The sequence below is a fragment of the Actinoallomurus sp. NPDC052308 genome (assembly GCF_040679195.1).
Taxonomy (GTDB): Bacteria; Actinomycetota; Actinomycetes; order Streptosporangiales; family Streptosporangiaceae; genus Actinoallomurus; species Actinoallomurus liliacearum.
On the sequence record NZ_JBFAUM010000040.1, the window covers coordinates 36,870 to 62,818 of the forward strand.

Sequence of the window (25,949 nt, forward strand, 5' to 3'; positions counted from 1 at the left end):
CCCCGGCGGATGCCGGCGGCCGACCGGGTCTTCGCCGTGGAAAGAGCGCGAGCCCCGGATCGGCCGTCGCGGCGGGACCCGGGGCTCGGCGGAATCAACGGGTCAGCTGCGCCAGACGCGGCGGCGCCGGCTGCTCAGCGGCTCGGTCGAGGCCCAGACCCGGCGCCAGTCGGCGGTCTCCGCCGGCTTGTCGCCGTCCTCGCGCACCGCACCGGGGCGGGTCGGCTGGGAGCCGCCCGGGACCTCGAGGCGGTCGTCGGCCGCGGCGCGCAGCGCGTCGTACCAGCCCAGGTCCTCCTCGGCGGCCAGCGCGGCGACCGCCTTGGCCATCCGCGCGCGGAACGCCCGGATGTCCTCGCCCTCTTCGGGGACGAGGGGACGGCCGTAGCGCACGGTGACGCGCGGCTTGCCCGGCTGCGGCCAGTTGCGGCCGCGCGGCATCGCGGCGTACGAGCCCCGGATCGCGATCGGCACGCACGGGATGCGCTTCGAGACGCACAGCACCGCCGCGCCGAGCTTGAAGGGGTTCATCCAGCCGTCCTCCGACCGGGTGCCCTCCGGGTACAGCAGCAGACTCCAGCCGTCGTCGACCAGGTCGACGGCCAGGCTGCGCAGCCGCTTCGAGCCGTACCGCTCGACGGGGAAGGCGTTGAAGAACACCGCCGTCAGCGTCGCGCGCCAGCGTACGTCGAAGAAGTAGTCCGACGCGGCGCCGACGGCGACCCGGTTGGCGAACCGCTCCGGCAGCGAACCGAGGATCAGCGGCGTGTCCAGGTGACTGGAGTGGTTCGCCACGAACACCACCGGACCGCGCACGCCGTCGAGGTACTCGGCGCCCTCGATGACCGGGGTGATCTGCCGCCAGGCGACCGGCTTGAGCAGCCCCTTGCGCAGCACGGACCGGGCCGCGACCGCGGCCGGCGTCCGAGCCCAGGCGGTCGGGAAGACCTTCTCCTCGGGCTCGACGACGTGCGGCTCGGCCGAACGGGGCACCGTGGAGCGCCCCCGCCAGTCCCGGCCGTGCCGCAGCAGGCGGAGCTCCCGGCGGATGCTCATCGCACGTCCGCCAATGCCAGCGGCGGGGCGTGGTGATAAGCGATCGACGGGCTGCCGCCGACGGTGTCCTTGGCCATCTCGAGCGCGTCGGCGAGGGTGGTCGCCGCCCGGAAGCCCATCCGCTGGGTCGTCTTGCGGTTGCCGCCCACGAAGATGACGTCGCCGAGGTGCTGCATCGCGTGCGCCCCCCAGTACCACATGTAGAACGGGTGCACGCCGTGGTAGGCGTAGCTGTTGCGGTACAGCTGGATGTACCACGGGTCCGTCGCGAACTGTTCCTCGTACTTCGTCTCCAGGAGCACCGGGTCGGTGCTCTCGGTGAGGATCTCCTCGAAGAAGTCGATGTAGCTCGGGTGGTGCACCGGGTGGAACTCGTTCGGCACCGGGTGGTAGAAGATCGCCACGCCGCCCTGCCGGACGATCGGCTTGTTCTTGTACAGGTTGAAGAAGTAGCCGAGCCCGAGCGACATCACCAGGATCGGGTTCATCACCGAGTTGACGTTGTACGGGCAGATGTACGGCAGGCCCCAGATCGCGATGTCGGACTGGCCGTTCACCTCGGTGAGCTGCTGCCGGTGGACGTTCTGCAGCGTCAGCGGGTGCACCTCGGACTGCAGGCCGGCGTGCACGCCGGTCACGCCGTACGGCGCGGCGGTGTTCTGCCAGATGCGCCGCCGCGTCTTCTTCGGCATCAGCTCGTTGGCCCGCTTGACCGCGAGGTAGGTCGCCTGGTCGCGGACGTTCCACTCCCACTCGCGCTTGTTCAGGAAGCCCATCGAGGAGGGGAAGGTGTCGTTGTTGAGCGTCGTCTCGATCGTGAAGACCTTGACGTGCTCGTCGATCAGGCCCTTCATCCGCTCGTACGAGTGGTGCATCGCGGAGTTCGGCGGGTCGTTGAAGGAGTTCGAGTGCCGCAGCGTGTGCACGTTGTGGTGGTGCCGCAGGCTGCGGTAGCTCGCCAGGCCGACCGACACGGACTTCGCGCCGCCGCTCATCGCGGTCAGCGTGATGTTGACGTAGACGATCAGGTCGCTCTCGGCGGCGCGCCGGTTGATCTCGACGTCCTCCCCATGGCGGGTCTGGCCCATGTGGAGGAGGTTGTCGTGGTCCTCGGCGTCGTGGTTCTTCAGGTGCTCCGGGAAGAACGCGTGGAACACCCGGTCACCGACGGTGCGCCGCAGCTCCGCCGGGGTCATCCGGCGGTGCAGCGCGTTCGCCGCGATCAGCTCGACGTCGTCGACGCCCTTGGCCGCCGCCATCTCGAGGACCTGCTCGATGATGCGCTGCCGCACGTCCGGGGTCTGCATCTGGGGCAGCGGCAGCGACAGGTCGTCGAAGACGATCGTGAGCCGCATGCCGGCGCGCAGCAGCTCCGGCAGCGGTTCGGTGCCGTGCGGGTTCAGCAGCGCGTGCCGGATCGCGGCGTCGACGTCGCGGATTCCGGGCAGGGAGTCCGGCGGGTAGATGACCTTGGACCCGAGCGGCAGCCGCTCCAGCCGGAAGCCCTCGCCCTGGTGCATGACGAGCGGTGGCGTCCGCTCATCCACATCGAGTACGAAGCCTGGTCTGCTCACTCGTAGTTCCTTTCCAAACCAACCAGCACCCGGCCTACCTCCCGGTCCTTATGCATCAATTCGCCTACCGCGCCAGGTCGAAGGCGACTTTGACGGTTCCCAGCCGCCCGGAGTCGGCCGCGTGGTTCAGCGCCTCCCGCCAGCGGGCGAGAGGGTAGGTCGTACCGACGTAGCCGTCCAGCGGAGCCGAGCCGACGAGCCGGAGCGCGTCGGCGAAGTCCGCCCCGTCGGCGCCGGAGCAGTACGCCCCGACCAGCTCGAGCTCGCGGAACCACAGCGGCGTCAGGTCGACGCCGCCGGACGGCATGCCCGACATCACGACCGTACCCCCGGCCCGCGCGAGCCGCAGGGACGTGTCCAGGCCGCTCGCGCCGCCGGTGCACTCGAAGACGGTGTCGACGCCGCCGAGCAGGAAGTCCGCGCCCATCTCCGGCGTGTGCATCCGCGCGGTGGTGACGCGCCGCAGCGCGCGTACGGCCTTGCGGGGCTCGATGACGGCGGTCGCGCCGAGCGCCTTGGCCTTCTCCTTCTGGTGCCCGTGCTTGGCGATGACGTACACCGCGCCGACCTGGGTCAGCTCCCGCAGGGCGAGCAGCGTCAGCAGCCCGACGGTACCGGCGCCGACCACCACGGCCGTGGAGTTCGGCTCGATCGGCACCCGGCGCACCGAATGCACCGCGCAGGCGAGCGGCTCGGCGAGCACCGCCCGCTCGTCGGGCAGGTCCTCGGGCACGACGTGCAGCTGGCTCTGGTGCGCGACCATCTGACGGCTCCAGCCGCCTCCGGTGTCGGCGCAGGTGCCGGTCTGGATGCCCGCCGAGATGCGGCCGGCCGTGACGTGGTCACAGCGGCTCTGCTGGCCGGAGGCGCACCAGCGGCAGGGCTCCAGGCCCCGCACGGAGCACGACAGCACCGGGTCGATGACGACGCGGCTGCCCTTCGGAATGCCGGGCAGCTCGTCCATGGTCCGGCCGACCACCTCGTGGCCCGGCACGAACGGCATCGACGTCATCGGCGACAGGTACGGCGAGGAGTGCCCGGTGAGCAGGCTCAGGTCGGAGCCGCAGATGCCGGACAGGACCGGCGCGACGCGCGTCCAGCCGTCGCCGGGCAGCTCGCGGGCCTGCCGGTTGACCAGGCGCAGCGGCGCGACGTTCCCGGCGACCATGCCGCTGAGCCGGCTGCCCATCCGGGTGGCGGTCAGGCCGCGTGCGGCGACGAACCGGCCCGGTGAACGGTGGTACTCGAGCGCGAGGATCATCGGGCGGACCTCGCTCCCACGGTGTCGATCAGCACGTCGCCCCGTCCACGGGTATGGGCGCCCCATTCTTGGATGCGCCAGTGCTTGCGCTTGGCATGGCGGTACAGCGAAGGGTCGGGGTTGACCGCGTTCGGGTTGCCCACGGCCTCGAGCAGCGGCCGGTCGGAGTAGCTGTCCGCGTAGGCGTACGACTGGGACAGGTCGATCCCGGTGTCGGCGGCGTGGCGGCGCAGCCACGCGGCCCGCGCCTCGTCCACCAGCGGCGGCGCGTCGAGGTATCCCGTCAGCACGCCGTCGCGCTCGTGCATCCGGCTGGCGACGACCTCGTCGAACAACGTCGACAGCGGCTCGATGAACACGTCGATCGTGCCGGTGATGAGGATGGTCTTGTGACCGGCCGCGCGGTGCGCCCGGATCCTGCGGACCGCCTCCGGCATGACCCGCTGCAGCACCGCCTCGCCGAGCACGTCGCCCACGAGCGCGTGCAGCTCGGCGACGTCGGCGCCCTGGTAGCGCCGCAGGAACGCGCGCACGAAGTCGCCCCGGTCGCGCCGCTCGGCCCGCAGGTAGCGCGGCAGCGAGCGGGCGAGGTCGGCGAGCTCGCCGCCCCACTGCGAGCGCGGCATCGACGACAGCCGCGCCCACAGGTAGGACTCGATAAGGTTCGACGCGATGATCGTGCCCTCGAGGTCGAACACCGCCGCGACGTCGGTGCGCTCCGGCAGCACCGGCTCGGCGCTCTTGCGGCCGCCGCCGCGCCCCTTCGAGAAGCCGCGCATCAGCTCGGTGACGCTGGGGGAGTGCACCTCCTGCAGGTAGTGCTCCCAGTCGATGACGGACGGATCGAAGCCGTGCTCGTCGACCCGGTCGGCCGGCACCGTGCGGTGCAGCGCGTGCGTGCGGCTGTCGTCGTAGATGACCTCGGCCTTCGTGTAGGCCTGGTACAGGTCGGAGTAGCGGCGCAGGAAGTCGAGGTTCGTCTGCTGCCGGTGGACCGCGGTCATCCACTCGCGGGTCTTGGCCGACGAGGGGAGCCGCAGCAGCGCGCGCTCGGCCGCGGAGGTGGCCCGCTCGCTGCCGCTCAGCATCATCTCGACCTGACGGCTGCCCGGGAACCGCCACTGCGGAACGCGGATGTGGCCGCGCTCGCCGGCCGGCATCGGGTGCCGCCGGAAGTAGTCGCGGACGTTCTCGTACAGGCCGCGGAAGGACAGCGGATTGCGCGAGCCGGAGCCGACGTGGAAGTAGCCGGGCGTGCCGCGCTCGGGCGGCGTGGCCGCGACCGCGATGGTGGCGTTGACGACCAGGTCGACCGGGATGATGTCGACCACGCTGTCGGGCAGGCCGGGGAACTCCGGCAGGATGCCCCGCCCGTACGCGATGATCAGCGGGTCGGCCATCTTGTAGCCGTCGATCCAGCCGGGGTACGGGTGGCGCAGCGAGCTCTCCACGATCGCCGGGCGGACGATCGACAGCCGTCGCTCGCCCCACAGCTCCTCGGCGGCGCGCTCGCCCAGCGCCTTGGTGAAGGTGTATACGTCCGGCCAGCCGAGGCTCTGCGCCCGCGCCCGTCCGTAGTCGACGAGGCGGTCGGTGACCCACGACTGCCGCGCGTCCTCGGCCGCCGCGACCACCGACTGCGGGCCGGCCTTGCGGTGCTCGCCCTGCGCCCGCGCCATCGACTTGCGCAGCACCTCCGGCCGCCGCGAGTCGCGCTCGACGTCGGCGTGCGCGGCCAGCGCCTCGGCCAGCTCGGTGCGCCAGTCGACGCCGTGGTCCAGCCGCGCCTCCGGCACGACGCCCTTGCGGACGCCCGCGACATAGGCGGTGGACACGTGCACGACGTGCGGGTCCGCGCCGGCCTTGTGCAGCGCCTCGTACAGCGTGACGACGCCGGAGACGTTCGTGCGGAACGCCTCGTCGATCGGCGGGTCGAAGGACACCGTGGACGCGCCGTGGATGACCACGTCGATGTCGGAGGGGAGGGTCACCTCGCCGAGGTCGCCTTCGATGACGGTGACCCGCTCGGCCGCGATGCGGCGCAGCTCGTCCTCGCCGATCCGCTCTCGCATCGTGCGGAAGACCGGCTTGCGCAGCAGGCCGTCGAAGCGGCGCTGGGCGGACGTGGCGCCGCGCGGCCGGATCAGCACCGAGACGCGCACGCCCGGGTGCGCCGACAGCAGCTTCTCCAGGGTCGCCTGCCCGAGGAAGCCGGTGGCGCCCGTCAGCAGGACGTGGGAGTCACCCAGGGACGGGAACTCGTGAGGTCGGTCTGGCGTCATCCGCTGTTCTTCTCCGATCATGGGCATGAGCCGTCCCGGCCGCGATCTGACAGGGAAACCCTAACGGTTAATGGACACTCCACGAACGGCCGGACGCGTCACCCGTCGTTCATGTTTCGAACATCTCACCGTCGGGCGCCCGGTGTCGGCGGCCGGGAACGGCGAGCAGGACAGGGGTTCGCGTCACCGTCGTGTCGCACGCGTGAGCGGCGCGTCGCGGGCGGACACGTGTCACCGTCGGATCGTTTCACGCGGGCGGCGCGTCGCGGCCGGGCGGATGTCACCGTCGCGTCGTCTCACGCGGGCGGCCGGACGCGGCGCGTCGAGAGGCGCGTCGAGAATGGGCACGTGTCACCGTGGGCACGCGCGTCAGCGCTCGGCGGCGGCGAGCCGGTCGTTCATGGAACCGGATCGGAACACCTCGACGCGGATCGGCGCGGCGGTGAACCCGGCCGCGCGGATCGCGGCGTGCACGGCCTCGTCGTCGCGGGCGCGGTCCACCAGGTCGGGGTCGACCTCCAGGCGCACCGCGTCGCCCAGGTCGCGGACTCGCAGGTCCCGGATCGCGTCGCCGAACAGCGCGCGCACGGCCGTCTCCGCCCGCTCGATCCGGGCCAGCCGCGCCGAGGTGACCTCGACGCCGTACGCGACGCGGCTCGCCATGCACGCCGCGGCCGGCTTGTCCCACACCGGCAGGTCCCAGTGCCGGGCGATGGCACGCACCGCGTCCTTGTCCAGGCCCAGGTCGGCCAGTGGCGTGCGGGCGCCGCGCTCGGCGGCGGCGCGGATGCCGGGCCGGAACCCGGCGACCACGTCCGAGGCGTTGGTGCCGGTCGTGATGGTGGCGAAGCCCAGGTGGTCGGCGAGGGCGTTGGCGGTGTCGAGCAGCACGCTCTTGCAGAAGTAGCAGCGCTGCGAGCTGTTCTCCCGGTATCCGGGCACCTCCAGTTCGGAGGTGGCGGGCGTGTGATGCGTCACGCCCAGGTCCGCGCACAACCGCCGGGCCGCCTCGAGTTCGGCGGCCGGCAGCGAGGGCGACACGGCCGTGACCGCCGCGACCTGCTCGGGGCCGAGCGCGCGCGCCGCCGCCGCGAGTACGACACTGGAGTCCACGCCGCCGGAGAACGCCACGAGCGTTCTGCCGTAGCCTGCCATCTCGGTCAGCAGTGAGTCGGAGAGGACAACGACGTCCACCATGCAACCCCGATCCGTTGAGGAACAGAGATGACGGTATCTCAGCCGGACGGCGTCGCCGATCTCGGCTTCGCGCGGCTCGACGTCGACCGCGCCGCCCGGACCGGCGACCCGGAGGTGGTGTTCGGTCAGGGCAAGACGCCCGACCAGATCGTCGCCGCGCTCCGCGCGCTGCACGAGGCGCACCCGGACCGCGCCGTGCTCGCCACACGGCTCTCGGACGAGGCGGTCGCGGCGTGCGCGGAGCGGCTGCCGGGCGCCGATGTCGACCCCGTGGGCCGCACGGCGGTGCTGGGCACCGCCGAGACGCGGGGCACCGTGGCCGTCGTCGCCGCGGGCACCTCCGACCTGCCCGTCGTGCGCGAGTGCGCGACCACCGTGCGGGTCTTCGGCGCCGAGCCCGATGAGATCGTGGACGTCGGCGTGGCGGGCCTGCACCGGCTGCTCGCCCAGCGCGACCGGATCGCCGAGGCCGACGTGGTCGTCGCGGTGGCGGGCATGGAGGCGGCCCTGCCATCGGTGCTCGGCGGGCTCGTGGGCGTACCGCTGATCGCCGTGCCGACGAGCGTGGGCTACGGCTGGAACCTCGAGGGCGTCACGGCCTGGCTGGCCACGGTCAACAGCTGCGCGCCCGGGATCGTCTCGGTCAATGTCGACAACGGCTTCGGTGCCGGGGTCGCCGCCGCCCGCATCGCCCGTCGCACCGCGCAGGCGCGCCGGTGACCCCGGCAAGCCGGGTGAGTATGGCAAGCCGGGTGAGTATGGCGAGCCAGGTGAGTGCGGCAAGCCAGGTCAGCGCGGCCTGCCGGGTGAGCGCGGTCAGCCGGGTGAGCGCGGTCAGCCGGGTGAGCCGGCGGGTCGTCGTGCGGCGCGAGGCGGGACGGGGGCACTGATGAAGACGCTGTGGGTGGATGCGGGCAACGGCGCGGCCGGTGACATGCTGCTCGCCGCCCTGATCGACGCCGGCGCCGACCTGGAGGCCGTGCGCACCGGCCTGCGCGGTCTCGCCGTCGAGCCCATCGACGTGGCCGTGAGCCAGGTGCGCCGGCACGGGCTGCGCGCCGTGCACGCCGACGTACGGGCGCCCCGCAGCGACGTCTCCCGGAACCTCGCCGACGTCACCGCGATCCTGGCCGCCGCCGCGCTCCCGGACGAGGCGAGGGCGTTCGCGCTCGCCGTGTTCGAACGGCTCGCCCGCGCCGAGGCGCGGGTGCACGGCGTGACCCTCGCGGAGATCCACTTCCACGAGGTCGGCGCGCTCGACGCGATCGCCGACGTCACCGGCTGCGCGCTGGCCCTGCACGACCTCGGGCTGCTCGGCTCCGCCGTCCGCGTCGTGTCGCCGGTCGCGGCGGGCTCCGGGGTCGTCCGCGCCGCGCACGGCCCGCTGCCCGTCCCGGTGCCTGCCGTCCTGGAGCTGCTCACCGAGGCCGGCGCGCCGATGCGCGCGCACTCGGCCGCGATGGAGCTGTGCACCCCGACCGGCGCCGCGCTGCTCGCCACGCTGGCCACCGACTGGGGCCCGGCCCCGGACTGCGTGCCGCGCGCGACCGGCACCGGCGCCGGCCGTGCCGACCCCGAGGGTCACCCGAACGTCCTGCGCGTGCTGATCGGGGAGGCCGCCGACGCCTCCGGGTGGTCGGCCGCGGAGATGCGCCGGGTCGACACGACCGTCGACGACCTGGACCCCCGGCTCTGGCCCGACGTGCTGGAGGCGCTGCGCGCCGCCGGAGCGGCCGACGCGTGGTGCACCCCCGCGCTCATGCGCAAGGGCCGGCCCGGTCAGGTGCTGAGCGTCCTCGTGGACCCGGACCGGCTCGACGCGGTGTGCCGCGTGATCTTCGCGGAGACGACCAGCCTCGGCGTCCGCGTCTCACCGGTGGAGCGTCGCTTCCTGCGCCGCGACCAGGTCACGGTGCCGGTGGCCGGGGGAGTGACGGTCGGGGTGAAACGCGGCCTGCTGGACGGTGAGGTCGTGACCGCCCAGCCGGAGTACGACGACGTCCGCGCCGCCGCCGAGCGCACCGGCCGCCCCGTACGGGAGGTGCTCGCCGAGGCCCGCGCCGCCGCCCGCGACCTGGACGCCGCTCGCTTCGAACGGGATTCGTCAGACACGCCCTAGCTTGAGGTTCGACCTTCACCTGGTTACCAGGAGGCGCTGGGTGGCGTGAACGGCTAGGAGCAAGTCTGGCTGTGGTGGACCAAGAGCGGGCCGGCTTGGTGATGACGGCCGCCGTCGAGGCCCCGCCCTGGGGGCCCGGCAGCGAATGACGTTAGGCGGACTGGCTGACGTCGTCGAAGTCGGTGGAGGCCGACAGTTCGGCCCATGCCAGCATCTCGCGCTCGAAGGCGTCGCGTCCGGCCTGGACGAGCCGAAGCGCGTCAGTGCCGAGCAGCAGGCGCGTCGGCGGCTGGTCGGCCGCCACGATTCGCAGCACCGCGGCCGCGGCCTTGTCCGGGTCGCCCGGCTGGTGCCCGCTGCCGTGGACGCGCCGGGCGCGCAGCGGCTCGAACAGCTCGTCGTAGTCGGCGATCACACGGGGTGCGCGGATCATCGAGCGACCGGCCCAGTCGGTCCGGAAACTGCCCGGCTCGACGGCGGTGACATGGATGCCGAAATCGGCGACCTCCTTGCCGAGCGTTTCGAGGATGCCCTCCACCGCGAACTTGCTGCCGTGGTAGAAGCTGAGGCCCGGCATGGTGATCAGCCCGCCCATCGAGGTGACGGCGATGATGTGGCCCGAACGGCGCTCCCGCATGTGCGGCAGCACGGCCTTGATCACCGCCACGGTTCCGTAGACGTTCACCTCGAACTGACGGCGAAGGTCATCCATCGACGACTCCTCGAAGAGGCCATCATGGCCGTACCCGGCGTTGGCGACGAGGACGTCGACCGGGCCCAGGGCGCGCTCGGTCTCGTCCACGACCGTGTCCACCGCGTCATGGTCGGTCACGTCCAGGATGCGGGCGTGCGCGTCGCCGGCGAGCGCCTCAAAGGCCCGTGCGTCGGCGGGCGTGCGCACCGTGCCCACCACCCGGTGGCCCGCGGCCAACGCCGCGCGCGCGAGTGCGCGGCCCAGGCCGGTGCTGACGCCGGTGATCAGGAATGTCTTGGTGTCCGACACAGGAGTTCCCTTCGTGCGATGCGAACAGAGGCCGACCGGGGCGGTCAGGCCCCGGTCGGTCTCGACAGGTTCCACTTCAGCACCGGAATCGGCTGCTGATCGACTTCCGGGGGGTCCGCCTCGCCCCGGGGACAGCCGGACCGGAGGACTGCCAGTCCCCCTTTCGGGAGCCGTCGGGTCGATCTTGGGCCCTATCGTGAACGGCATGGACCGCAACACGGCTCTCGGTGAGTTCCTCCGCTCTCGGCGGGCACGGATCACCCCGCGTCAGGCGGGCCTGTCCGACGACGGCGGCTCTCGGCGGGTGCCAGGACTGCGCCGCGAAGAGATCGCGCAACTGGCGGGCGTGAGCGTCGACTACTACGTACGCCTGGAACGCGGACGCCGACTGAACGTCTCCGAGACCGTGCTGGACGCCATCTCCCGCGCGCTACGCCTCGATCCCGTCGAACGCACCCATCTGTTCCAGCTCGCCAAGCCCGCCGCAGGCAGGCCCCGCCGCACGGCGACGCGCCCGCAGCCGGTCCGCCCGGGGCTGCGTGACCTGCTCCGGATACTCGAGCACACCCCCGCCCTTGTGCTGGGCCGGCGACTGGACGTACTCGCGTCCAACCAGATGGCACGTGCGCTGCTCACCGACTTCGACGCGCTGCCGCACCGCGAGCGGAACCTGGTGCGGTTCATGTTCTGCGACGAGACCGCCCGCTCGCTGTACACCCACTGGGACACCCACGCCCAGGACATCGTCGCCTCGCTCCGGCTCTACGCCGGACGCCATCCCGACGATCCACTGCTGGCCGAACTCGTCGGCGAACTCTCGATCACGGATGAGGACTTCCGCCGCTGGTGGGCCGACCAGAACGTGTATCGGCACACGCATGGCAGCAAACACTTCCACCACCCGATCGTCGGCCCGCTCACCCTCAATTACGAGTCCCTCACCCTGCCCGCCGACCCGGACCAGCGGCTGAGTGTCTACACCGCCGAGGCAGGCTCCAGCTCCGAACAGACGCTTCGGCTACTGGCCGCGTGGATACGGGAGCCCGAGACCTCGCACGGGCGGCACGCAGATCATTAGACGCCCGCCGGTCCGCGAGGAGCGGTGACCTGCCCATTCGTGCCGCGCGGCAACTCTCAATACGTAGTCAGAGGTTGGAACGCAAGCCAGCGTTCGCCGCTGCCCGATCGGCGAGACGGCGATCTGTCCGCTTTGCCGACCTCTGTCACATTGATAATCGACCGGGTGATTTGAATCTCACGTGGGTTGAGATGCGGCCAGGTAAGGCTAGCCTTATCAGCATTAGGCTGCTGGAGGTTGGATGACTTTGCGGGGCTGCGCGGTCGGGTCGCGTCTCGAGGTGTGCCGGGTCACCGGCGACCGGCGGCACCGGCGGCGTCTCATCGAGCTGGGCTTCGTGCGAGGCGCCGTCCTGTCGGTCATCGGAAGAGGAACGATGGGCGGGCTGGTCCTCGCCCTGGGCGACTCGCGGATCGCCGTCGACTCATTCACCGCGGAGACCCTTCTCGTCAAGCCCGCCGATGTCTGAGCGCCCGCTGACCCGGCTGGTCCTGGAGAAGCCCTGCTGCGACGCCGACGCCCCGGGCGTCGACGAGGGGCACGCGCGGGTGGCGCTCGTCGGCAACCCCAACGTCGGGAAGTCGACGCTGTTCAACATCCTCACCGGGGCTCGCCAGCGGGTCGGCAACTGGCCCGGCAAGACCGTCAGCGTCGCGCGCGGCACCTGGCGGACCCCCGACGGCGAGATGACGCTCATCGACCTTCCCGGCACCTACAGCCTGCTGCCCGACTCACCGGACGAGGCGCTGACCCGCGACCTGCTGGTCGACCGGGGGATGGACGACCGCCCCGACGTCGTCGTGCTCACCCTCGACAGCGCCAACCTCGCGCGGAACCTCTACCTGCTCGCCCAGGTCATGGAGACCGGCGTGCCGATCGTCGTGGCCCTCACGATGGTCGACATCGCCGAGGCCCGCGGCATCCGGATCGACGTCGACCGGTTCGCCGAGCTCATCGGCGCGCCGGTCGTCCCCGTCGTGCCGCGCCAGAACCGCGGGCTGGACGCGCTGCGCACGGCCGTCGCCGGCGCGCTCGCCGAGCGCCGCCCGCCGGGCGAGCCGGACCTCGGCGAGGACGTCGAGGCGGTCCTGGCGGACGTCGCCGCACTCCTGCCCGCCGAGGCGCTGCTGCGGTACCCGGAACGATGGACGGCCACCGCCCTGCTCACCGGCGAGACGGTCCCGGGCGTACCGGAGGAGGTCGGCGCGCTGGCGCGGGCCGCCGGCGCGGGCCTGCTCGCCGAGGACGAGGCAGAAGATCTGGACGACCTGGACGACCTCGAGATCGTCGTGGCCGAGCAGCGGTACGCCTGGGCGCACCGCCTGATCGCCGAGACGGTCCGCCGGAAGGGCGACGTACGGGCCACGGTGTCCGACCGGGTGGACCGGGTGCTGACCTCCCGCTGGGTCGGCCTGCCGATCTTCCTCCTCGTCATGTGGGGCGTGTTCATCCTCACGACGAAGGCCGCGGCACCGCTCCAGAGCGGCCTGCAGAGCCTCATCGACGGACCGGTCACGAGCGGGGCCGCACACGCCCTGCGCGGGGTCTCGGCTCCGGTGTGGCTGTCCGGCCTGGTGCTGAACGGCATCATCGGCGGTGTCGGCCAACTGCTCAGCTTCGTGCCGCTGATGGCGATCATGTTCGTGCTGCTGTCGGTGCTGGAGGACTCCGGCTACATGGCGCGGGCGGCCTTCGTCGTCGACCGGCTGATGCGCCTGATCGGCCTGCCCGGCCGGGCGTTCCTGCCGCTGGTCGTCGGGTTCGGCTGCAACGTGCCCGCCCTGGCCGGCACGCGCATCCTGGCGGACCGGCGGCACCGCCTCCTGACCGGCCTGCTGATCCCCTTCGTGAGCTGCAGCGCCCGCCTCACGGTGTACGTCCTGGTGGCGGGCGTCTTCTTCGGCAGCAACGCGGGCACCGTGGTGTTCGCGATGTACGTCCTGTCCATCGTCCTGGTCGTCGGCATGGGCCTGCTGCTGCGGGGCACCCTGTTCCGCGGCATGAGCTACGAACCACTGGTCTTGGACCTGCCGCCGTACCGCCTGCCGACCCTGCGGGTCATCGGCGCGCAGACCTGGCAGAAGCTCTGGGCGTTCCTGCGGACCGCGAGCGGCCTCATCGTCGCGACCGTCACCGTCGTGTGGCTGCTCTCCTCGATCCCGGCCGGCGGCGGTCACGGCGGGTTCGGCAGGACCCCCATCGAGCACAGCCTCTTCGGTAGCACCTCCCGGGCCGTCGCCCCGGCGTTCGCCCCGGCGGGCTTCGGCGACTGGCACCCGTCCGCGGCCCTGATCACGGGCTTCGTCGCCAAGGAGGCCGTCGTCTCGACGGTCTCCCAGACGTACAGCATGGGCGAGCCGTCCGACAACCACCGGGCCGGGAGCCTCGGGCCCGCCCTGCGGCAGACGTTCGAGCGGACCTCCCACGGCCATCCGATCCCGGCCGTGCTGGCGTTCATGGTCTTCCTGCTGGCGTACACGCCGTGCATGACGACCGTCGCGGCGCAGCGCGCCGAACTCGGCGGCCGGATGACCCTGTTCGGCATCGGCATGCAACTGGTCGTCGCCTGGTTGCTCGCGGTCGCCGTCTTCCAGATCGGAGGCCTCTTTCTATGAGCGAGCGAATCGTGAGCACAGCGTCTCTCGCCCCTCCTCCGACGAAGGAGGTCGCATGAGCGCACTGCGGCAGATTCTCAAGGAGATCACGACCTCGCGCGGGGCGAGCCTCGACGAGATCGCCCGCCGCGTCGGCGTCAGCCGCGAGGAGGCCGAGTCGATGGTCGACTACTGGGTCCGCAAGGGCCGGCTGTCGGCCGAGGACCTGGGGGCCGCCTGCCCGAGCGGGGGTTGCGGCGGCTGCCCCCAGGGCGACGACGGCAAGCCGGGCTGCGGGACGCGGCGCGACGGCCCGGTGCTGCTCGCCATCAGCGTGCGCCGCCCCTGACCGGCACTCCACCGCGCGACTCGTACCGGGGTGGTCCGGCCCGGCGGAAGCCGCCGCGCGACGGACTCCGGGTCGCCTTGAGGATGGGGTACGCCCCGGCCGCCGCGCACGGAGACGGAAGAGCGCGGCTCGGACCGCCCGGCCGTACGCGCGAAGACGGCGGTCATCCGCGCCCGGCCCGGGTGGTCCAGCGCAGGAACACCAAGGCGAGCGCCGCCACCCCGGCCGCCAGGGCGTACATCACGGACGGGCCCGCGCCGAGGGTCGCGCCTCCGAGGGCGGTGCCGGCGCCGATCCCGACGTAGATCGATGAGGCGTTGAGCGAGACGGCGAGCGGGGCCTCCTGCGGCGCGGCGGCGATGAGGCGGTGCTGCTGCGGGGGAGTCTGCGTCCAGGTGCTCGCGCCCCACAGCAGCACCAGCGCCCCCGCGGCCGCCGCGCTTCGGACCCCGGTCGCGGCGACGAGCCCGAGCGCCGCCAGGGACACGGCCATGGCGAGGTAACCGCCGCTCAGCACGCGGACCGGCCCCCATCGGTCCGTGGCGTAGCCGGCCACGAGGTTCCCGGCCACGGCGCCCGCGCCGTACAGGAAGAGCATCAGGACCATCGAGCCGTCCGGCACGCCGACGCTCCGCAACGCCGGGACGCTGTAGGCGTACACCGTGTAGCTCGCCCCCATGCCGAGGACGGTCAGCGGCAGCACCGACGCCACGGTGGGCCGCCACAGCAGTGCCAGGCGGGCCCGCAACGGGACGCGCGGTCCACCGGGCAGCGACGGCATGATCCAGCAGACGCCGACGGCGGCCACCAGGGAGAGCGCCGCCACCAGGCCGAGCGCCGTACGCCAGCCGAACCAGTGCCCGGCCAGGTCGCCCAGCGGCACTCCGATCGCGGTCGCGACGGTCAGCCCGCCCACGACCACGGCCAGCGCGCGCGCCCGCTTCTCCGGGCGGACCAGGGCGGCGCTCACCGCGCCGGCCCCCGGCGTGTAGACGGCGGCGCCCGCCGCCGCCAGCACCCGGCTCACGATCAGCAGGGGCAGGTCCGGCGCGAGCGCCGACGCGAGGTTGGCGACGCCGAGCACGAGCAACGCGCCGACCAGCAGCGCGCGGCGCGGCAGCCGTGCCGTCGCGGTCGCCAGGACCGGCGCCAGGACGGCGTACGCGACCGCGAACACCGTCACCGACTGGCCCGCCGCGCCGACGGAGACGTGCAGCGTACGGGCCATGGACGGCAGGAAGCCGGCGACGATGAAGGCGTCCGTCCCCACGGCGAAGGTCCCCAGAGCCAGGACCAGCGTGGAGGTCAGGCCACCTGCCGTCGCCCGCTCGGCATCACGACCAATCAGGACATTATTCATCCAGATTCTCCTTACACGTCGTTCCCTGCTCGTTCGTCGAAATTTCGATCAGCCGTTGACGCGCTCGTGCCAGCGCCGGGCGCGGGCGGGGGCGGAGGGCGGCGCCTCGGCCATCAGGTCGGCGATCGTCTGGGCGGCCAGCTCGCGCCGCCACGCCAGCTCCGCCCGGCGCATCGCGACGGAGACACCGCAGGCGTGCCGGAACTCGCTCGCGGGCGCCTCCGCGCCCGCCCCCCGCTGCCGGATCTCGGTGCAGCGGAACGCCTCGTCCGGCCCCTCGAGCGCGGACACCACGTCCATGAGCGTGATCTTCTCCGGGGGCCGGGCCAGGCGGAACCCGCCGCGCGCTCCGGCGGTCGAGGTCAGCACGCCGGCCCGTACGAGCGCCTGGAGTCGTTTGTTCAGGTACGCGGGTGGCAGCTCGAACCACGCCGCGAGCTTCGCCGTCGACAGCGGCTCGTCATCACCGATCCAGGCCAGCGCCAGACAGCAGTGCAGACCCCACTCGACCCCTTCACCCATTCGCACGAACCTGGATGTTACATGTCCATGATTTTCTATGGAAGTCGTGTCACGTCCGGCGCTACGGTGCGGGCCATGACCGATGTCATCGGCCGCCCGCTGCTCTTCCTCGACGTCGACGGACCGCTGATCCCGTTCGGGGTCAGGCCCGGGCGGGAGCCCGCAGGGCAGGCAGGGTTCGATCCGCCGGAGCCGGCCACGAACCCGCTCCTGGCCAGGCTCGATCCCGACCACGGAAGGCGGCTGTCGGCCTTGCCGTGCGACCTCGTGTGGGCCACGACGTGGATGGAGGACGCGAACGACGAGATCGCCCCACGGCTGGGCCTGCCCCAACTGCCGGTGCTGGTGTGGCCCGACTCCGCTGAGGACGATGAGTACGACCGCGGGCTGCACTGGAAGACCCGTGGCCTGGTCGAGTGGGCCGCCGGACGCTCATTCGTCTGGGTCGACGACGAGATCACCGACGCGGATCGAGCCTGGGTGTCCGCGAACCATCGAGGGCGGGCTCTCCTGCATTACGTTGACCATCGCCTCGGCCTGACCGGCGAGGACTTCGACGTCATGGGCCGATGGCTGGCCGCCCACCGCTGAAGCGCGGTGGCCCCGACTAGACGTCTTCCAGAACGGTCACCTCGACGCACATGCCGCCGTTCTCGGTGCTACGTGTGGACTTACGCCATTCGGCGCGGCTCAGGTCCATCTTTCCGCTACCACCCTCGTGATGAACTCGACCGACTCCTGTTGTGACAGGGTGAAAGTCCGGATGGACTCCCAGGTGTGCGACAGAACCGAGATGTCCTCCCGGTTGCTGGTGACCATGCCACGAACGGCCGTTTCCACGTAGGCTACCTCGCCGCCATCGACGGTCGCGAGGGTGAATCCGCCCCCTCTGTGGGGATTCGCGGCGGCGGGAACCACCTGGACGGTTATCAGCGGCGATACGCGGCTTACCAGGTATTCCAGCTGAGCGCGCATGACGGCGGCGTCTCCCACCTCACGATAGAGGGCCATTTCGTCGATGACGCAGCGAAGGGTCGGGGGATTGCTGCGTACGAGGATCTCCTGGCGCTCCAGCCGCGCCGTGACGGCCGCCTCGTCGCCGTTGAGTAGCGCACGGGCGTACTCCTCGCGCTGAAGGAAGCCTGTAACGACCATGGGCTCGAAGGACCGGAAGCCGGTGGCGGCGCGCTCTTCTTCGAGCCAGGGGCGGAACCAGCCGGGTGGGGTCTCCTCGGTGAGCAGGTCGTAGAGGTCCATGAGGACCCCGTTCGGCAGGCCGAGTGCCTTCTCGACGGCGTCGACGGCCTTACGTCTGGGGCGGAGCTGGCCGGTCTCCAGATTGCTCAGCCACCCTTCGGAGTAATTGATCCGTTGGGCGAGCTGCGCCTGTGTGAATCCGGCGGCCTGCCGATAGCGGCGAATCGCCGCGCCGAGTTTGAGCAGCGTTGGGCCGGGGGGAGTGCCCATTTGTACCTCCGCGCCGGAGTTCAGGGTCGCTTCAAGAACTCCTCGGTCCGTTTCGTTGTTCGTGATCCGTATTCGACTGCGTACGGATTGTAGTCGGCGCAGCGCATTGTGGGGAGTCCTATCGAGACGACGGAAGGGCGGCTCATGGTGTTCCGCGAAATGACCGGGGTGAGAATTCTCGGAGAGCTCGACCTGCCGGGAGCGGCATCGGAGGTCGGCCGAATGCGCCGCTGGGCGTACGACATGCTCGTCCCGGCCTACGAGGCGATCGCCGATGACGTCGTGCTCCTCGCCTGTGAATTGGCGACGAACGCCATCCGCCATTCGGGCTCCAAGCGCGTGACGGTCACGCTGCTCTCACTCACCGACGCGATTCGCGTCGAGGTGGTGGACGCGGGGACCTCCGGCGGCGTTCCGCGAATCGCCGAGGCGGGACCGGACGCGACGGGAGGGCGCGGACTGCGGATGGTCGACATCCTCACGGGCGGACGGTGGGGCACCTACGCCGGCGATTCCGGGCGGGCCGTCTGGTGCGAGACCGCGTTCCCGCACGCGCGAACCGCGGGCGAGGAGCCGACGGCGTGACGCCGGAGGAACGGCTGCGGCGCTCGCTCGTCGAGTTCCACGCGGTGCTCGACGCGATGCGCTTCACCGGAGCGTCGCAGGTCGCGGAGGTTCAGTGGTTGAGGGTTCTGGTCACCAAGTACCCCCGCCATGCGCGGCACTTCCTGGCCGAACTCGACCCACCTGGCCGGCGAGGCCGCCACCGAGCGGAGAAGCGGAGCCGTCCGTAGAACCCTTGGAACATTGGCGTCCTTGTTGTCGCTCGTACGGGGACGAATCCGGCAGCATGCCGTCAACGCCGACGGCGATCCGGCAACGGCAGCGGCGACGTGCCGTCTCGGGCGGTGCAAAGTGCCCCACCGTCACCTGTTCGAGTAGCCGAACCTGCGCAGAAGGAGGCGGCGTCGAACTGCTGGAGGAGGACGTCGGCGGGTGCGCCACCCTCGGCGGGTGACGTCCCGCCCCGGGCCGCGCCGCCGGCTGCGGGTGGTCGGCGTAGGCGGTCACTCAGGAGGCGGCGTCGAACTGCTCGAGGACGTCGGCCAGTGCTCCGCCCTCGGCGGGCGAACTACCGTCGCCAAGGGCCTGGTCGGCCCAGATGACCTTGCCGTTGGTCGTGTAGCGGGTTCCCCAGCGTTCGGCGAGCTGTGCCACGAGGAACAGGCCGCGGCCGCCTTCGTCGGTGGTGGCGGCGCGCCGGAGTCGTGGTGAGGTGCTGCTGCCGTCGGAGACCTCACAGGTCAGGGAGCGCCCGTAGAGCAGCCGCACCTTGATCGGCGGTGCTCCGTACCGGATGGCGTTCGTGACCAGTTCGCTGATGATGAGTTCGGTGGTGAAGGCGATCTCCTCCAGGCCCCACTCCCGTACCTTCGCAGCGCACTTGGCCCGTACCGCGGGGACCGCCGCCGCGTCGACCGGAACGTCCCACTCGGCCACGTGTGAGCGTGGGAACAACCGGGTGCGCGCCACGAGCAGCGCTACGTCATCAGCGGGGTGCGGCGGCGCGACGGAGTCGATCACCGCTTGGCACGTGTCCTCCGGACTGAGTCCCTCCGCGCGCTCCAACGTCCGGCGCAGTTCCTCCAGGCCGGCGTCGATGTCGCGGGTTCGGTCCTCGATGAGCCCGTCGGTGTACAGCACCAGTCGTGAGCCCTCCGGCAGGCGCAGCTCGGTGGTCTCGAAGGGGTAGCCGCCGAGGCCGAGCGGAGGTGAGGGTGGTACGTCCGGATAGGTGACTGTCCCGTCCTGGTACACCACCGCCGGGCCGGGGTGTCCGGCGCGGGCGAGCGTGCAGGTGCCCGTCACCGGGTCATAGATCCCGTACAGGCACGTCGCGCCCGTGACCCCGTCGCCGCCGTGACCTTCCGCGTCCTGGCCGGTGTCCTCCTCACTGTCCATCCGCGCGACCAGTTCGTCCAGGTGCCACAGGACCTCCTCCACCGGCAGGTCCAGGGCGGCGAAGTTGTGGGCGGCGGTGCGCAGCCGGCCCATCGTCACCGCCGCGTGCATCCCGTGGCCGATGACGTCGCCCATCACCAGCGCCACGCGTCCCCCCGGCAGCGGGATCAGGTCGAACCAGTCCCCGCCCACCCCCGCCTCGGCGGGCAGGTACCGCCAGGCCACCTCCAGCGCGTCCTGCTCCGGCTGCCGACGCGGCAGCAGACTCCGCTGCAGCGTGACCGCCATCGCGCGTTCCCGGGTGAAGCGCCGCGCGTTGTCGATGGCCACCGCCGCCCGCGCGGCCAACTCCTCGCCGACCAACAGGTCGTCGTTCTCGTAAGCCGGCGAATCTCCCACCCGGTAGTAGCTCACCACGCCCAGCGGGACACCCCGCGCCTGCAACGGCACGGCCACCAGCGAGTGCAACCCGTCCTCCAGCGCCTTGTGGGTGCGTACCGGATCCTGCTCCTGCCACCCTCGGGCCTGCCGCAGGTCCGCCTGCAGCAGGCCGTACCCCTGCTCCAACGCTCGTATCTGCGGCGCCGCCGGTGAGAACCACACCTGCTCACCCACCGGCCACAACGGCGACGTCGAGAACCGGCCGCCGATCGCGACACGCCGCATCGGCAGCGCCTCCTCCGCCGGTTCCTTGCCCCGCAGCACCGCATCCGACAGATCCACCGTGACGATGTCGGCGAACCCGGAGGCGGCCACCTGGGCCAGCTCCTGGGCCTCACACGTCACATCCAGCGTGCTCCCGATCCGTACCCCCGCCTCGTACAGCAGCTTCAACCGCTCCCGCATCGCCTGGGCCCGCCCCGACACCGCCGCCAGTTCCGTGGTGTCCCGCAACGTCACCACGCTGCCCGTCTGCGCCCGGCCCGGGAACGTCGGCCGCTTGTTCACCGCCAGCAACCGGTCCTGGGCCAGGTGGACCTCATCGGTCACGCAGTCTCCCGACAGGAGCAGAGTCGTCATCTGCTGTGGCAGCCCCAGTTCTCCCACGGGCCGCCCCTCCGCGTCGTCCGGCAGGCCCAGCAGCCGGCGCGCCTCGTCGTTGGCCACCAGCAGTCGCCCGTCGGCGCTGGTGATCAGCACCCCTTCCCGTACCGAGTGCAGGACCGCGTCATGGTGCTCGTACATCCGCGTCATCTCCGCGGGGCCCAGTCCGTGCGTCTGCCGTCGCAGCCGCCGGGACACCAGCGCCGTCCCGGCCGCGCCCAGCGCCAGCGCGGCCACGCCACTCCCGATGGTGATCGGGAGCTGCGGCGTCCAAGCTCTCGCCACGTTCTTCACCGTGATCCCGGCGGCGACCACGCCGACCACGGCGCCATGGTCGTCGGTCACCGGGACCAGCGCCCGAACGTCCGTTCCGGTGCCCGCCGGCAGGGGCGGCCCGCCTCCCTCCTGGATGACGGCGCGGCCTTCCAGCGCCGGTCGGATGTCAGTGCTGAACTTTTTCCCGATGTACTTCTTGTAGGGGTACGTATAGCGGATGCCGTGGGTGTTCAGGACGACGATGTAGTCCACGCCCGCTCTCTTGCGGGCCGCTTCGGCGCGCGGCTGCAGCACCGCCGTGGGGTTCGGGCCGCGCAGCGCCTGCACCACCCCGGGGGCGTTCGCGAACGCCTCGGCGGCCACGAGCGACTCTCGGCGCCCCTGCCGCATAGCGTCATGCGCCGCCTGGAACACCTCGACCGCCACCCATGCCGCGATCAGCAGGGCCACGATCACGACCTGCAGGAGGAACATCTGCCCGGCGACACTGCGCAGGCTCAGCAAAGACACCCGCCGATCGGGCGGGCCCCCGGCGGGCGGATGGCGGGAACGCTTCCGCTGCCGCCGGAAAAATATTTCCATACCATATTAATAACACCACCCTGCGTGTCCAATCGGATTCGCCGGTGCCGCCGTTCCCGGCTTCGGCTCGCCCTATCGGAGACAGACCTCCAGACGCCCACCAGGTCGGACGAAGTGCCGTTCGTCTCGGATCCGAGACGGTTCGTGGAAAAGGGTTCTTGCGGGACGCGGGGCGTGGGCGTGAGGGTGCGCACATGGCAAAACAGGAGGTCAGCGGCGGCTCGCGAGTCGCCGGCGGACAGGCGGAGGGCGGTGCGCTCGGGGTCGAGCGGCGATCGATCGACTTCGTCCCGCCCGAGGAGCGGCACGGATCGGTGCGGAGCCTGTTCACCGTGTGGTTCGGCGCGAACATGCAGGTGACCACGGCGGTCACCGGCGCGCTGGGAGTGATCCTCGGGCTGCCCCTGCCCTGGGCGATCGTCGCCCTCGTCCTCGGGAACCTGCTCGGCGCGATCTTCATGGCCCTGCACTCGGCGCAGGGGCCGAAGCTCGGCATCCCGCAGATGATCCAGAGCCGGGCGCAGTTCGGGTTCTACGGGGCGATCGTGCCGCTGCTGCTCGTCGTGCTGATGTACGTCGGGTTCTTCGCGACCAGCGCGGTGCTCGGCGGGTCGGCACTGGCCGGCTGGTGGGGGATCGGCCGGACGCCCGCCACGATCATCGTGTCGGCCCTCTGCACGGTCCTCGCCGCGTACGGCTACCGGCTCATCCATCAGTACGAACGATGGATCAGCCTCATCGCCGCCATCGGGTTCCTGTACCTGACGTACCGGCTGCTGACCGACCACCACGTGGGCCGCGTCTGGCACTCCGGGCACGTCGGGGCGGGCACGTTCCTCCTGGTCGTGGCGATCGCGGCGACCTGGCAGATCACGTACGCGCCGTACGTCGCCGACTACTCCCGCTACCTGCCGGAGTCGACCTCGGTACGGGCGGCGTTCTGGTGGACGTACGCCGGCAGCGTGATCGGCACCGTGTGGATGATGGCGTTCGGCAGCGTCTGCGCCGCCGTGGCGGCCAAGTCGTTCGAGGGCGGGTCGGTGTCGTTCGTGGTCGGCCTGGGCGGCCCGCACTGGGCGTTCTCGCTGATCATCGTGCTGGGCATCATCGCGGTGAACGTGCTGAACCTCTACGGCATGTTCATGTCGGCGACGACGACGCTGACGGCGCTGCGCCCGATGCGGATGAACGGCGGGGTCCGGCTCGGGTTCATCATCGTGGCCGCCCTCGTCGGCACGGTCGTCGCGCTCGCCGCCAGTGCCGACTTCCTGCACAACTTCGAGAACTTCATTCTGTTCCTGGCGTACTTCCTGATCCCCTGGACGGCGATCAACCTCGTCGACTTCTACTTCGTCCGCAAGGAGCGGTACGACATCGACGCGATCTTCCGTCCGGACGGCGTGTACGGCGGGGTCAACTGGCGGACCATCGGCGCGTACGCGATCGGCGTCCTGGTGGAGGTGCCGTTCGTCAGCTCGACGTTCTACACCGGTCCGTTCGTGAAGCACCTCGGCGGCGCCGACATCTCCTGGATCATCGGGCTGGTCGTCGCGTCGGTGCTCTACTACGTCTGGATGCGCCCGGTCGCCCGCGCGACGTCGGCCTGAAAAGCGAAGATCACTGGCGTCCGTCGCGCTCCGCACGGCGGCAGGCGCCAGTGACCAGGCTTCGGCGCTACGCGTCGGGGTCGCGCAGGCCCACCGCGTCGTGCCGCCAGAACGTCTCCGAGTAGACCAGCGTCCCCGTCATCCACGGCTCGAACGCCGGCAGCCTGACGGCCTGGAAGGCCGCGTCGGGGATGCGCAGCGACGGCTTGCGGAAGTGCTGCTCGCCACCGGCGGTGAATCCAAAGCGGGAGTAGTAGCCGGGCGCGCCCTCGAGGAAGACGACCGGGACGGAGCGCTCGGCCAGCACGTCCAGGCCGTGCCGCACGAGCGCCGAGCCGATGCCGCGGCCCTGCTGGTCCGGCCGTACGGCCAGAGGGCTGAGCACCTGAACGTCGACGAACCGTCGTGGAGCGTCGAGCAGGGCGGGTGTGAACATCACGTGCCCGACGACCTGGCCCGCGTGCTCCGCGACGAGCGAGAGCCGCTCGTCCGGTGCGACGGCCGCCCGCAGCGCGTCGACCAGGCCGGCCACCACCTTCCCATGGTCGCCGAACGCGCGCAGGTGGAGGTCCCGCACGGCCGGACGGTCGTCTGGTCGCTCTGAGCGGAGGGTCATGCACGGCAGAGTAGGGAGGCGCTCGGCGGCACGCATGCCATTTTCGCCTCGAGCGGCCCGGGTCAGTGGATGTGCGTCCCGCCGCCGACGTCGACGGCACCGCGAAGAACTGCGGGCGGGGTGGCCCCGGACACCCCGCCCGCACGATCTGCAACCTGAGGATCAGGACGCGGCACGCTCCGCGAACAGGCCCGGCGCCTGGCCGCGGGCGGCTGCCGCGGCGGCGTCGTCCGTCTGCCGGCGGGCGTGCCGCTCGGCCTCGACCTGCCGTACGTAGAGCTCGGTCTCGCGCTTGGCCGTCTCGTCGTCCCAGCCCAGCACCGGCGCCATGAGAGCGGCGACCTCCACCGCGGCCGCGGCGCCCTGGTCCCACTCCTCGATCGCGGCGCGGGTGCGGCGGCGCATGACGTCCTCGACGTGCAGCGCCCCCTCGTGCGACGCCGCGTACACGACCTCGGCCTTCAGGTAGTCCTTGGCGGCGCCGAGCGGCTCGCCGAGGCGGGGGTCCTCCTCGATCAGTTCCAGCAGTTCGTGGACGCACGAGCCGTACCGCTTCAGCAGATGCTCGACGCGGGCCACGTGCAGGCCGCTGCGCCGGGCGAGGCGGTGCCGCTCGTTCCACAGCACCTCGTACCCGACGGCCCCGATCAGCGGCAGCCGGTCGGTCACGGACGGCGGGACCGTCGTGGGAAGGTCCTCGGCGGCCGCGTCGACGGCGTCCTCCGCCATGACCCGGTAGGTCGTGAACTTGCCGCCGGCGATGACGGTGAGCCCGGGCACCGGCTGGGCGACGGTGTGCTCGCGGGACAGCTTGGTGGTGTCGTCGGCGCCGCCGGAGATCAGCGGGCGCAGCCCGGCGTACACGCCCTCGATGTCCTCGGGCACCAGCGGGGTGCGCAGCACCGCGTTGACGTGCTCGAGGATGTACTCCACGTCGGCCTGGCTCGCGGCCGGCTCCTCCTTGTCCAGGTCGTACGCGGTGTCGGTGGTCCCGATGATCCAGTGCCGGCCCCACGGGATGACGAACAGCACGCTCTTCTCCGTGCGCAGGATCAGGCCGGTGTCGAGCCGGATGCGGTCGCGCGGGACGAGGAGGTGCACGCCCTTGGACGCGGTGACCCGGGGACCGCCGCGCGCGTGCGCGAGCCGGCCGGCCTCGTCGGTCCACACGCCGGTCGCGTTGATGACGTGCCGGGCCCGTACGGTCAGCTCCTCGTCGTTCTCCAGGTCGAGGATCCGCGCGCCGACGACGCGGTCCGCCTCGCGGAGGAAGCCGACGGCGCGGGCCCGCGTCAGCACGGACGCCCCGTAGGCGGCGGCCGTACGGGCCAGCGTCATCGTGAACCGCGCGTCGTCGACCTGCGCGTCGAAGTACTGGATCGCGCCGACGAACGTGTCGCCGCGCAGCGCGGGGGCGATCTTCAGGGCGCCGCGGTGGGTCAGGTGGCGGTGGCGCGGCATCGACCGGGCGCCGCCGATCGTGTCGTACAGGCCGACGCCCGCGCCGACGTAGAAGCGTTCCCACATGCGGTGGGTGAGCGGGTACAGGAACGGCACCGGGCGTACGAGGTGCGGCGCGAGCCGGTTCAGCAGGAGGCCGCGTTCGCGCAGCGCCTCCCGTACGAGACCGAAGTCGCGCTGCTCCAGGTAGCGCAGGCCGCCGTGGATCAGTTTGCTGGACCGGCTGGACGTCCCGGCCGCCCAGTCCGCGGCCTCGACCACTGCGACGGACAGGCCGCGCGACACGGCGTCGAGCGCCGCGCCGGCGCCCACGACTCCGCCGCCCACGATCAGCACGTCGAACTCGCCGCCCGCCAGGTCGCGCACGGTCTGCGCGCGGTAGGCCGGTCCGAGGGATACGGCTTTCACGTTCGGGTTCTCCTCCGAGGTCGGGCGCGGGCGGGGTGGCTCGGGGCCCCGCGTCATCGACTTCGGGATCAGCAAGGCGCTGGACGGCACGCAGCTGACCAGGACGGGCGGTCTGGTCGGCACGCCGGCGT

23 protein-coding genes are annotated in these 25,949 nt (G+C 71.6%); 10 read left to right on the plus strand and 13 right to left on the minus strand.

The genetic code is table 11. The features are described from left to right. Positions 1-102: 102 nt before the first annotated feature. The 5 genes from AB0L00_RS42545 to larE all read right to left on the minus strand — a co-directional run bounded on the left by AB0L00_RS42545 (position 103) and on the right by larE (position 7,370). On the minus strand, positions 103-1,056 hold the full coding sequence (locus tag AB0L00_RS42545) for a lysophospholipid acyltransferase family protein (protein ID WP_364443451.1): 954 nt from the start codon (positions 1,054-1,056) through the stop codon (positions 103-105). Beyond that, positions 1,053-2,630, minus strand: coding sequence for a lactate racemase domain-containing protein (locus AB0L00_RS42550; RefSeq protein ID WP_364443453.1), 1,578 nt, complete (start codon positions 2,628-2,630; stop codon positions 1,053-1,055). The genes AB0L00_RS42545 and AB0L00_RS42550 overlap by 4 nt, the downstream gene beginning before the upstream one ends. Positions 2,631-2,694: 64 nt before the next feature. Then, positions 2,695-3,891 (minus strand): zinc-binding dehydrogenase, encoded by a 1,197-nt coding sequence (locus AB0L00_RS42555; RefSeq protein ID WP_364443454.1) that lies wholly within the window; start codon positions 3,889-3,891, stop codon positions 2,695-2,697. Further along, positions 3,888-6,173, minus strand: a complete 2,286-nt coding sequence (locus AB0L00_RS42560; RefSeq protein ID WP_364443456.1) for an HAD-IB family hydrolase — start codon at positions 6,171-6,173, stop codon at positions 3,888-3,890. The genes AB0L00_RS42555 and AB0L00_RS42560 overlap by 4 nt, the downstream gene beginning before the upstream one ends. A 369-nt stretch (positions 6,174-6,542) precedes the next feature. Then, on the minus strand, positions 6,543-7,370 hold the full coding sequence (gene larE / locus AB0L00_RS42565) for an ATP-dependent sacrificial sulfur transferase LarE (protein WP_364443458.1): 828 nt from the start codon (positions 7,368-7,370) through the stop codon (positions 6,543-6,545). A 27-nt stretch (positions 7,371-7,397) separates the two neighbouring features. Here larE and larB point away from each other — a divergent pair, with 27 nt between their 5' ends. Together larB and larC are read left to right on the plus strand one after the other, a co-directional pair. Continuing rightward, positions 7,398-8,090, plus strand: coding sequence for a nickel pincer cofactor biosynthesis protein LarB (larB, locus tag AB0L00_RS42570; RefSeq protein WP_364443460.1), 693 nt, complete (start codon positions 7,398-7,400; stop codon positions 8,088-8,090). Positions 8,091-8,259: 169 nt separating this feature from the next. Next, on the plus strand, positions 8,260-9,489 hold the full coding sequence (gene larC, locus AB0L00_RS42575; protein ID WP_364443461.1) for a nickel pincer cofactor biosynthesis protein LarC: 1,230 nt from the start codon (positions 8,260-8,262) through the stop codon (positions 9,487-9,489). A gap of 151 nt (positions 9,490-9,640) precedes the next feature. On the opposite strand, the gene AB0L00_RS42580 is transcribed toward larC, so the two are convergent. Further along, complete coding sequence (locus tag AB0L00_RS42580) at positions 9,641-10,492, minus strand: oxidoreductase (protein WP_364443462.1); 852 nt, start codon at positions 10,490-10,492, stop codon at positions 9,641-9,643. 205 nt (positions 10,493-10,697) lie between these two features. Between AB0L00_RS42580 and AB0L00_RS42585 the strand changes: the two genes are divergently transcribed. The 4 genes from AB0L00_RS42585 (at position 10,698) to AB0L00_RS42600 (ending at position 14,513) form a co-directional block, all read left to right on the plus strand. Then, complete coding sequence (locus AB0L00_RS42585) at positions 10,698-11,570, plus strand: helix-turn-helix transcriptional regulator (protein ID WP_364443464.1); 873 nt, start codon at positions 10,698-10,700, stop codon at positions 11,568-11,570. A gap of 241 nt (positions 11,571-11,811) precedes the next feature. Beyond that, positions 11,812-12,039 (plus strand): FeoA family protein, encoded by a 228-nt coding sequence (locus AB0L00_RS42590; RefSeq protein WP_364395342.1) that lies wholly within the window; start codon positions 11,812-11,814, stop codon positions 12,037-12,039. Further along, on the plus strand, positions 12,032-14,185 hold the full coding sequence (feoB, locus tag AB0L00_RS42595) for a ferrous iron transport protein B (RefSeq protein ID WP_364443465.1): 2,154 nt from the start codon (positions 12,032-12,034) through the stop codon (positions 14,183-14,185). Before AB0L00_RS42590 ends, feoB begins: the two co-directional genes overlap by 8 nt. 55 nt (positions 14,186-14,240) lie before the next feature. Then, positions 14,241-14,513 carry a FeoC-like transcriptional regulator gene (locus AB0L00_RS42600; protein ID WP_364443467.1) on the plus strand — a complete coding sequence of 91 codons (273 nt, stop codon included), beginning with the start codon at positions 14,241-14,243 and terminating at the stop codon, positions 14,511-14,513. 163 nt (positions 14,514-14,676) lie between these two features. Here the strand turns inward: AB0L00_RS42600 and AB0L00_RS42605 are convergent, their stop codons facing one another. Continuing rightward, the gene (locus AB0L00_RS42605) at positions 14,677-15,873 is read right to left on the minus strand and encodes an MFS transporter (protein WP_364443469.1); all 1,197 of its coding nucleotides are present in this window, start codon (positions 15,871-15,873) and stop codon (positions 14,677-14,679) included. Between the two features lie 48 nt (positions 15,874-15,921). Further along, positions 15,922-16,395, minus strand: coding sequence for an Rrf2 family transcriptional regulator (locus tag AB0L00_RS42610; RefSeq protein WP_364395392.1), 474 nt, complete (start codon positions 16,393-16,395; stop codon positions 15,922-15,924). A gap of 75 nt (positions 16,396-16,470) precedes the next feature. On the opposite strand from AB0L00_RS42610, the gene AB0L00_RS42615 reads away from it, so the two are divergent. After that, positions 16,471-16,986: an HAD domain-containing protein gene (locus AB0L00_RS42615; RefSeq protein ID WP_364443470.1), complete on the plus strand. Its 516-nt coding sequence runs from the start codon at positions 16,471-16,473 to the stop codon at positions 16,984-16,986. 16 nt (positions 16,987-17,002) lie between these two features. On the opposite strand, the gene AB0L00_RS42620 is transcribed toward AB0L00_RS42615, so the two are convergent. Further along, positions 17,003-17,095, minus strand: coding sequence for a DUF397 domain-containing protein (locus AB0L00_RS42620; RefSeq protein WP_364443471.1), 93 nt, complete (start codon positions 17,093-17,095; stop codon positions 17,003-17,005). Further along, a complete protein-coding gene (locus tag AB0L00_RS42625; protein ID WP_364443473.1) occupies positions 17,086-17,862 on the minus strand; it encodes a helix-turn-helix transcriptional regulator in 777 nt (258 codons plus the stop codon). Before AB0L00_RS42625 ends, AB0L00_RS42620 begins: the two co-directional genes overlap by 10 nt. 168 nt (positions 17,863-18,030) lie before the next feature. On the opposite strand from AB0L00_RS42625, the gene AB0L00_RS42630 reads away from it, so the two are divergent. Together AB0L00_RS42630 and AB0L00_RS42635 are read left to right on the plus strand one after the other, a co-directional pair. After that, the gene (locus AB0L00_RS42630) at positions 18,031-18,447 is read left to right on the plus strand and encodes an ATP-binding protein (protein WP_364443474.1); all 417 of its coding nucleotides are present in this window, start codon (positions 18,031-18,033) and stop codon (positions 18,445-18,447) included. Beyond that, positions 18,444-18,656 carry a hypothetical protein gene (locus AB0L00_RS42635; RefSeq protein ID WP_364443476.1) on the plus strand — a complete coding sequence of 71 codons (213 nt, stop codon included), beginning with the start codon at positions 18,444-18,446 and terminating at the stop codon, positions 18,654-18,656. The genes AB0L00_RS42630 and AB0L00_RS42635 overlap by 4 nt, the downstream gene beginning before the upstream one ends. Before the next feature lie 277 nt (positions 18,657-18,933). Here AB0L00_RS42635 and AB0L00_RS42640 read toward each other — a convergent pair whose 3' ends face one another. Next, entirely contained in the window at positions 18,934-21,654 is a 2,721-nt protein-coding gene (locus AB0L00_RS42640) for a SpoIIE family protein phosphatase (protein WP_364443477.1), read from the minus strand. A 266-nt stretch (positions 21,655-21,920) separates the two neighbouring features. Here AB0L00_RS42640 and AB0L00_RS42645 point away from each other — a divergent pair, with 266 nt between their 5' ends. Further along, positions 21,921-23,333 carry a cytosine permease gene (locus tag AB0L00_RS42645; RefSeq protein WP_364443478.1) on the plus strand — a complete coding sequence of 471 codons (1,413 nt, stop codon included), beginning with the start codon at positions 21,921-21,923 and terminating at the stop codon, positions 23,331-23,333. A gap of 67 nt (positions 23,334-23,400) precedes the next feature. Here the strand turns inward: AB0L00_RS42645 and AB0L00_RS42650 are convergent, their stop codons facing one another. Further along, positions 23,401-23,949, minus strand: coding sequence for an N-acetyltransferase (locus AB0L00_RS42650; RefSeq protein WP_364443479.1), 549 nt, complete (start codon positions 23,947-23,949; stop codon positions 23,401-23,403). Positions 23,950-24,111: 162 nt separating this feature from the next. After that, a complete protein-coding gene (locus AB0L00_RS42655) occupies positions 24,112-25,818 on the minus strand; it encodes a glycerol-3-phosphate dehydrogenase/oxidase (RefSeq protein ID WP_364443480.1) in 1,707 nt (568 codons plus the stop codon). Positions 25,819-25,949: the final 131 nt, after the last annotated feature.

Bases quoted from the DNA above. Each gene is read 5' to 3' on its own strand.
- AB0L00_RS42590 (WP_364395342.1), top strand. From the start codon at position 11,812: ATGACTTTGCGGGGCTGCGCGGTCGGGTCGCGTCTCGAGGTGTGCCGG.
- AB0L00_RS42605 (WP_364443469.1), bottom strand. From the start codon at position 15,873: ATGAATAATGTCCTGATTGGTCGTGATGCCGAGCGGGCGACGGCAGGT.
- AB0L00_RS42555 (WP_364443454.1), bottom strand. From the start codon at position 3,891: ATGATCCTCGCGCTCGAGTACCACCGTTCACCGGGCCGGTTCGTCGCC.
- AB0L00_RS42620 (WP_364443471.1), bottom strand. From the start codon at position 17,095: ATGGACCTGAGCCGCGCCGAATGGCGTAAGTCCACACGTAGCACCGAG.
- AB0L00_RS42645 (WP_364443478.1), top strand. From the start codon at position 21,921: ATGGCAAAACAGGAGGTCAGCGGCGGCTCGCGAGTCGCCGGCGGACAG.
- AB0L00_RS42560 (WP_364443456.1), bottom strand. From the start codon at position 6,173: ATGACGCCAGACCGACCTCACGAGTTCCCGTCCCTGGGTGACTCCCAC.
- larC (WP_364443461.1), top strand. From the start codon at position 8,260: ATGAAGACGCTGTGGGTGGATGCGGGCAACGGCGCGGCCGGTGACATG.
- larB (WP_364443460.1), top strand. From the start codon at position 7,398: ATGACGGTATCTCAGCCGGACGGCGTCGCCGATCTCGGCTTCGCGCGG.
- AB0L00_RS42600 (WP_364443467.1), top strand. From the start codon at position 14,241: ATGAGCGCACTGCGGCAGATTCTCAAGGAGATCACGACCTCGCGCGGG.
- AB0L00_RS42545 (WP_364443451.1), bottom strand. From the start codon at position 1,056: ATGAGCATCCGCCGGGAGCTCCGCCTGCTGCGGCACGGCCGGGACTGG.
- AB0L00_RS42625 (WP_364443473.1), bottom strand. From the start codon at position 17,862: ATGGGCACTCCCCCCGGCCCAACGCTGCTCAAACTCGGCGCGGCGATT.
- AB0L00_RS42585 (WP_364443464.1), top strand. From the start codon at position 10,698: ATGGACCGCAACACGGCTCTCGGTGAGTTCCTCCGCTCTCGGCGGGCA.
- AB0L00_RS42615 (WP_364443470.1), top strand. From the start codon at position 16,471: ATGACCGATGTCATCGGCCGCCCGCTGCTCTTCCTCGACGTCGACGGA.
- AB0L00_RS42610 (WP_364395392.1), bottom strand. From the start codon at position 16,395: ATGGGTGAAGGGGTCGAGTGGGGTCTGCACTGCTGTCTGGCGCTGGCC.
- larE (WP_364443458.1), bottom strand. From the start codon at position 7,370: ATGGTGGACGTCGTTGTCCTCTCCGACTCACTGCTGACCGAGATGGCA.
- AB0L00_RS42650 (WP_364443479.1), bottom strand. From the start codon at position 23,949: ATGACCCTCCGCTCAGAGCGACCAGACGACCGTCCGGCCGTGCGGGAC.
- feoB (WP_364443465.1), top strand. From the start codon at position 12,032: ATGTCTGAGCGCCCGCTGACCCGGCTGGTCCTGGAGAAGCCCTGCTGC.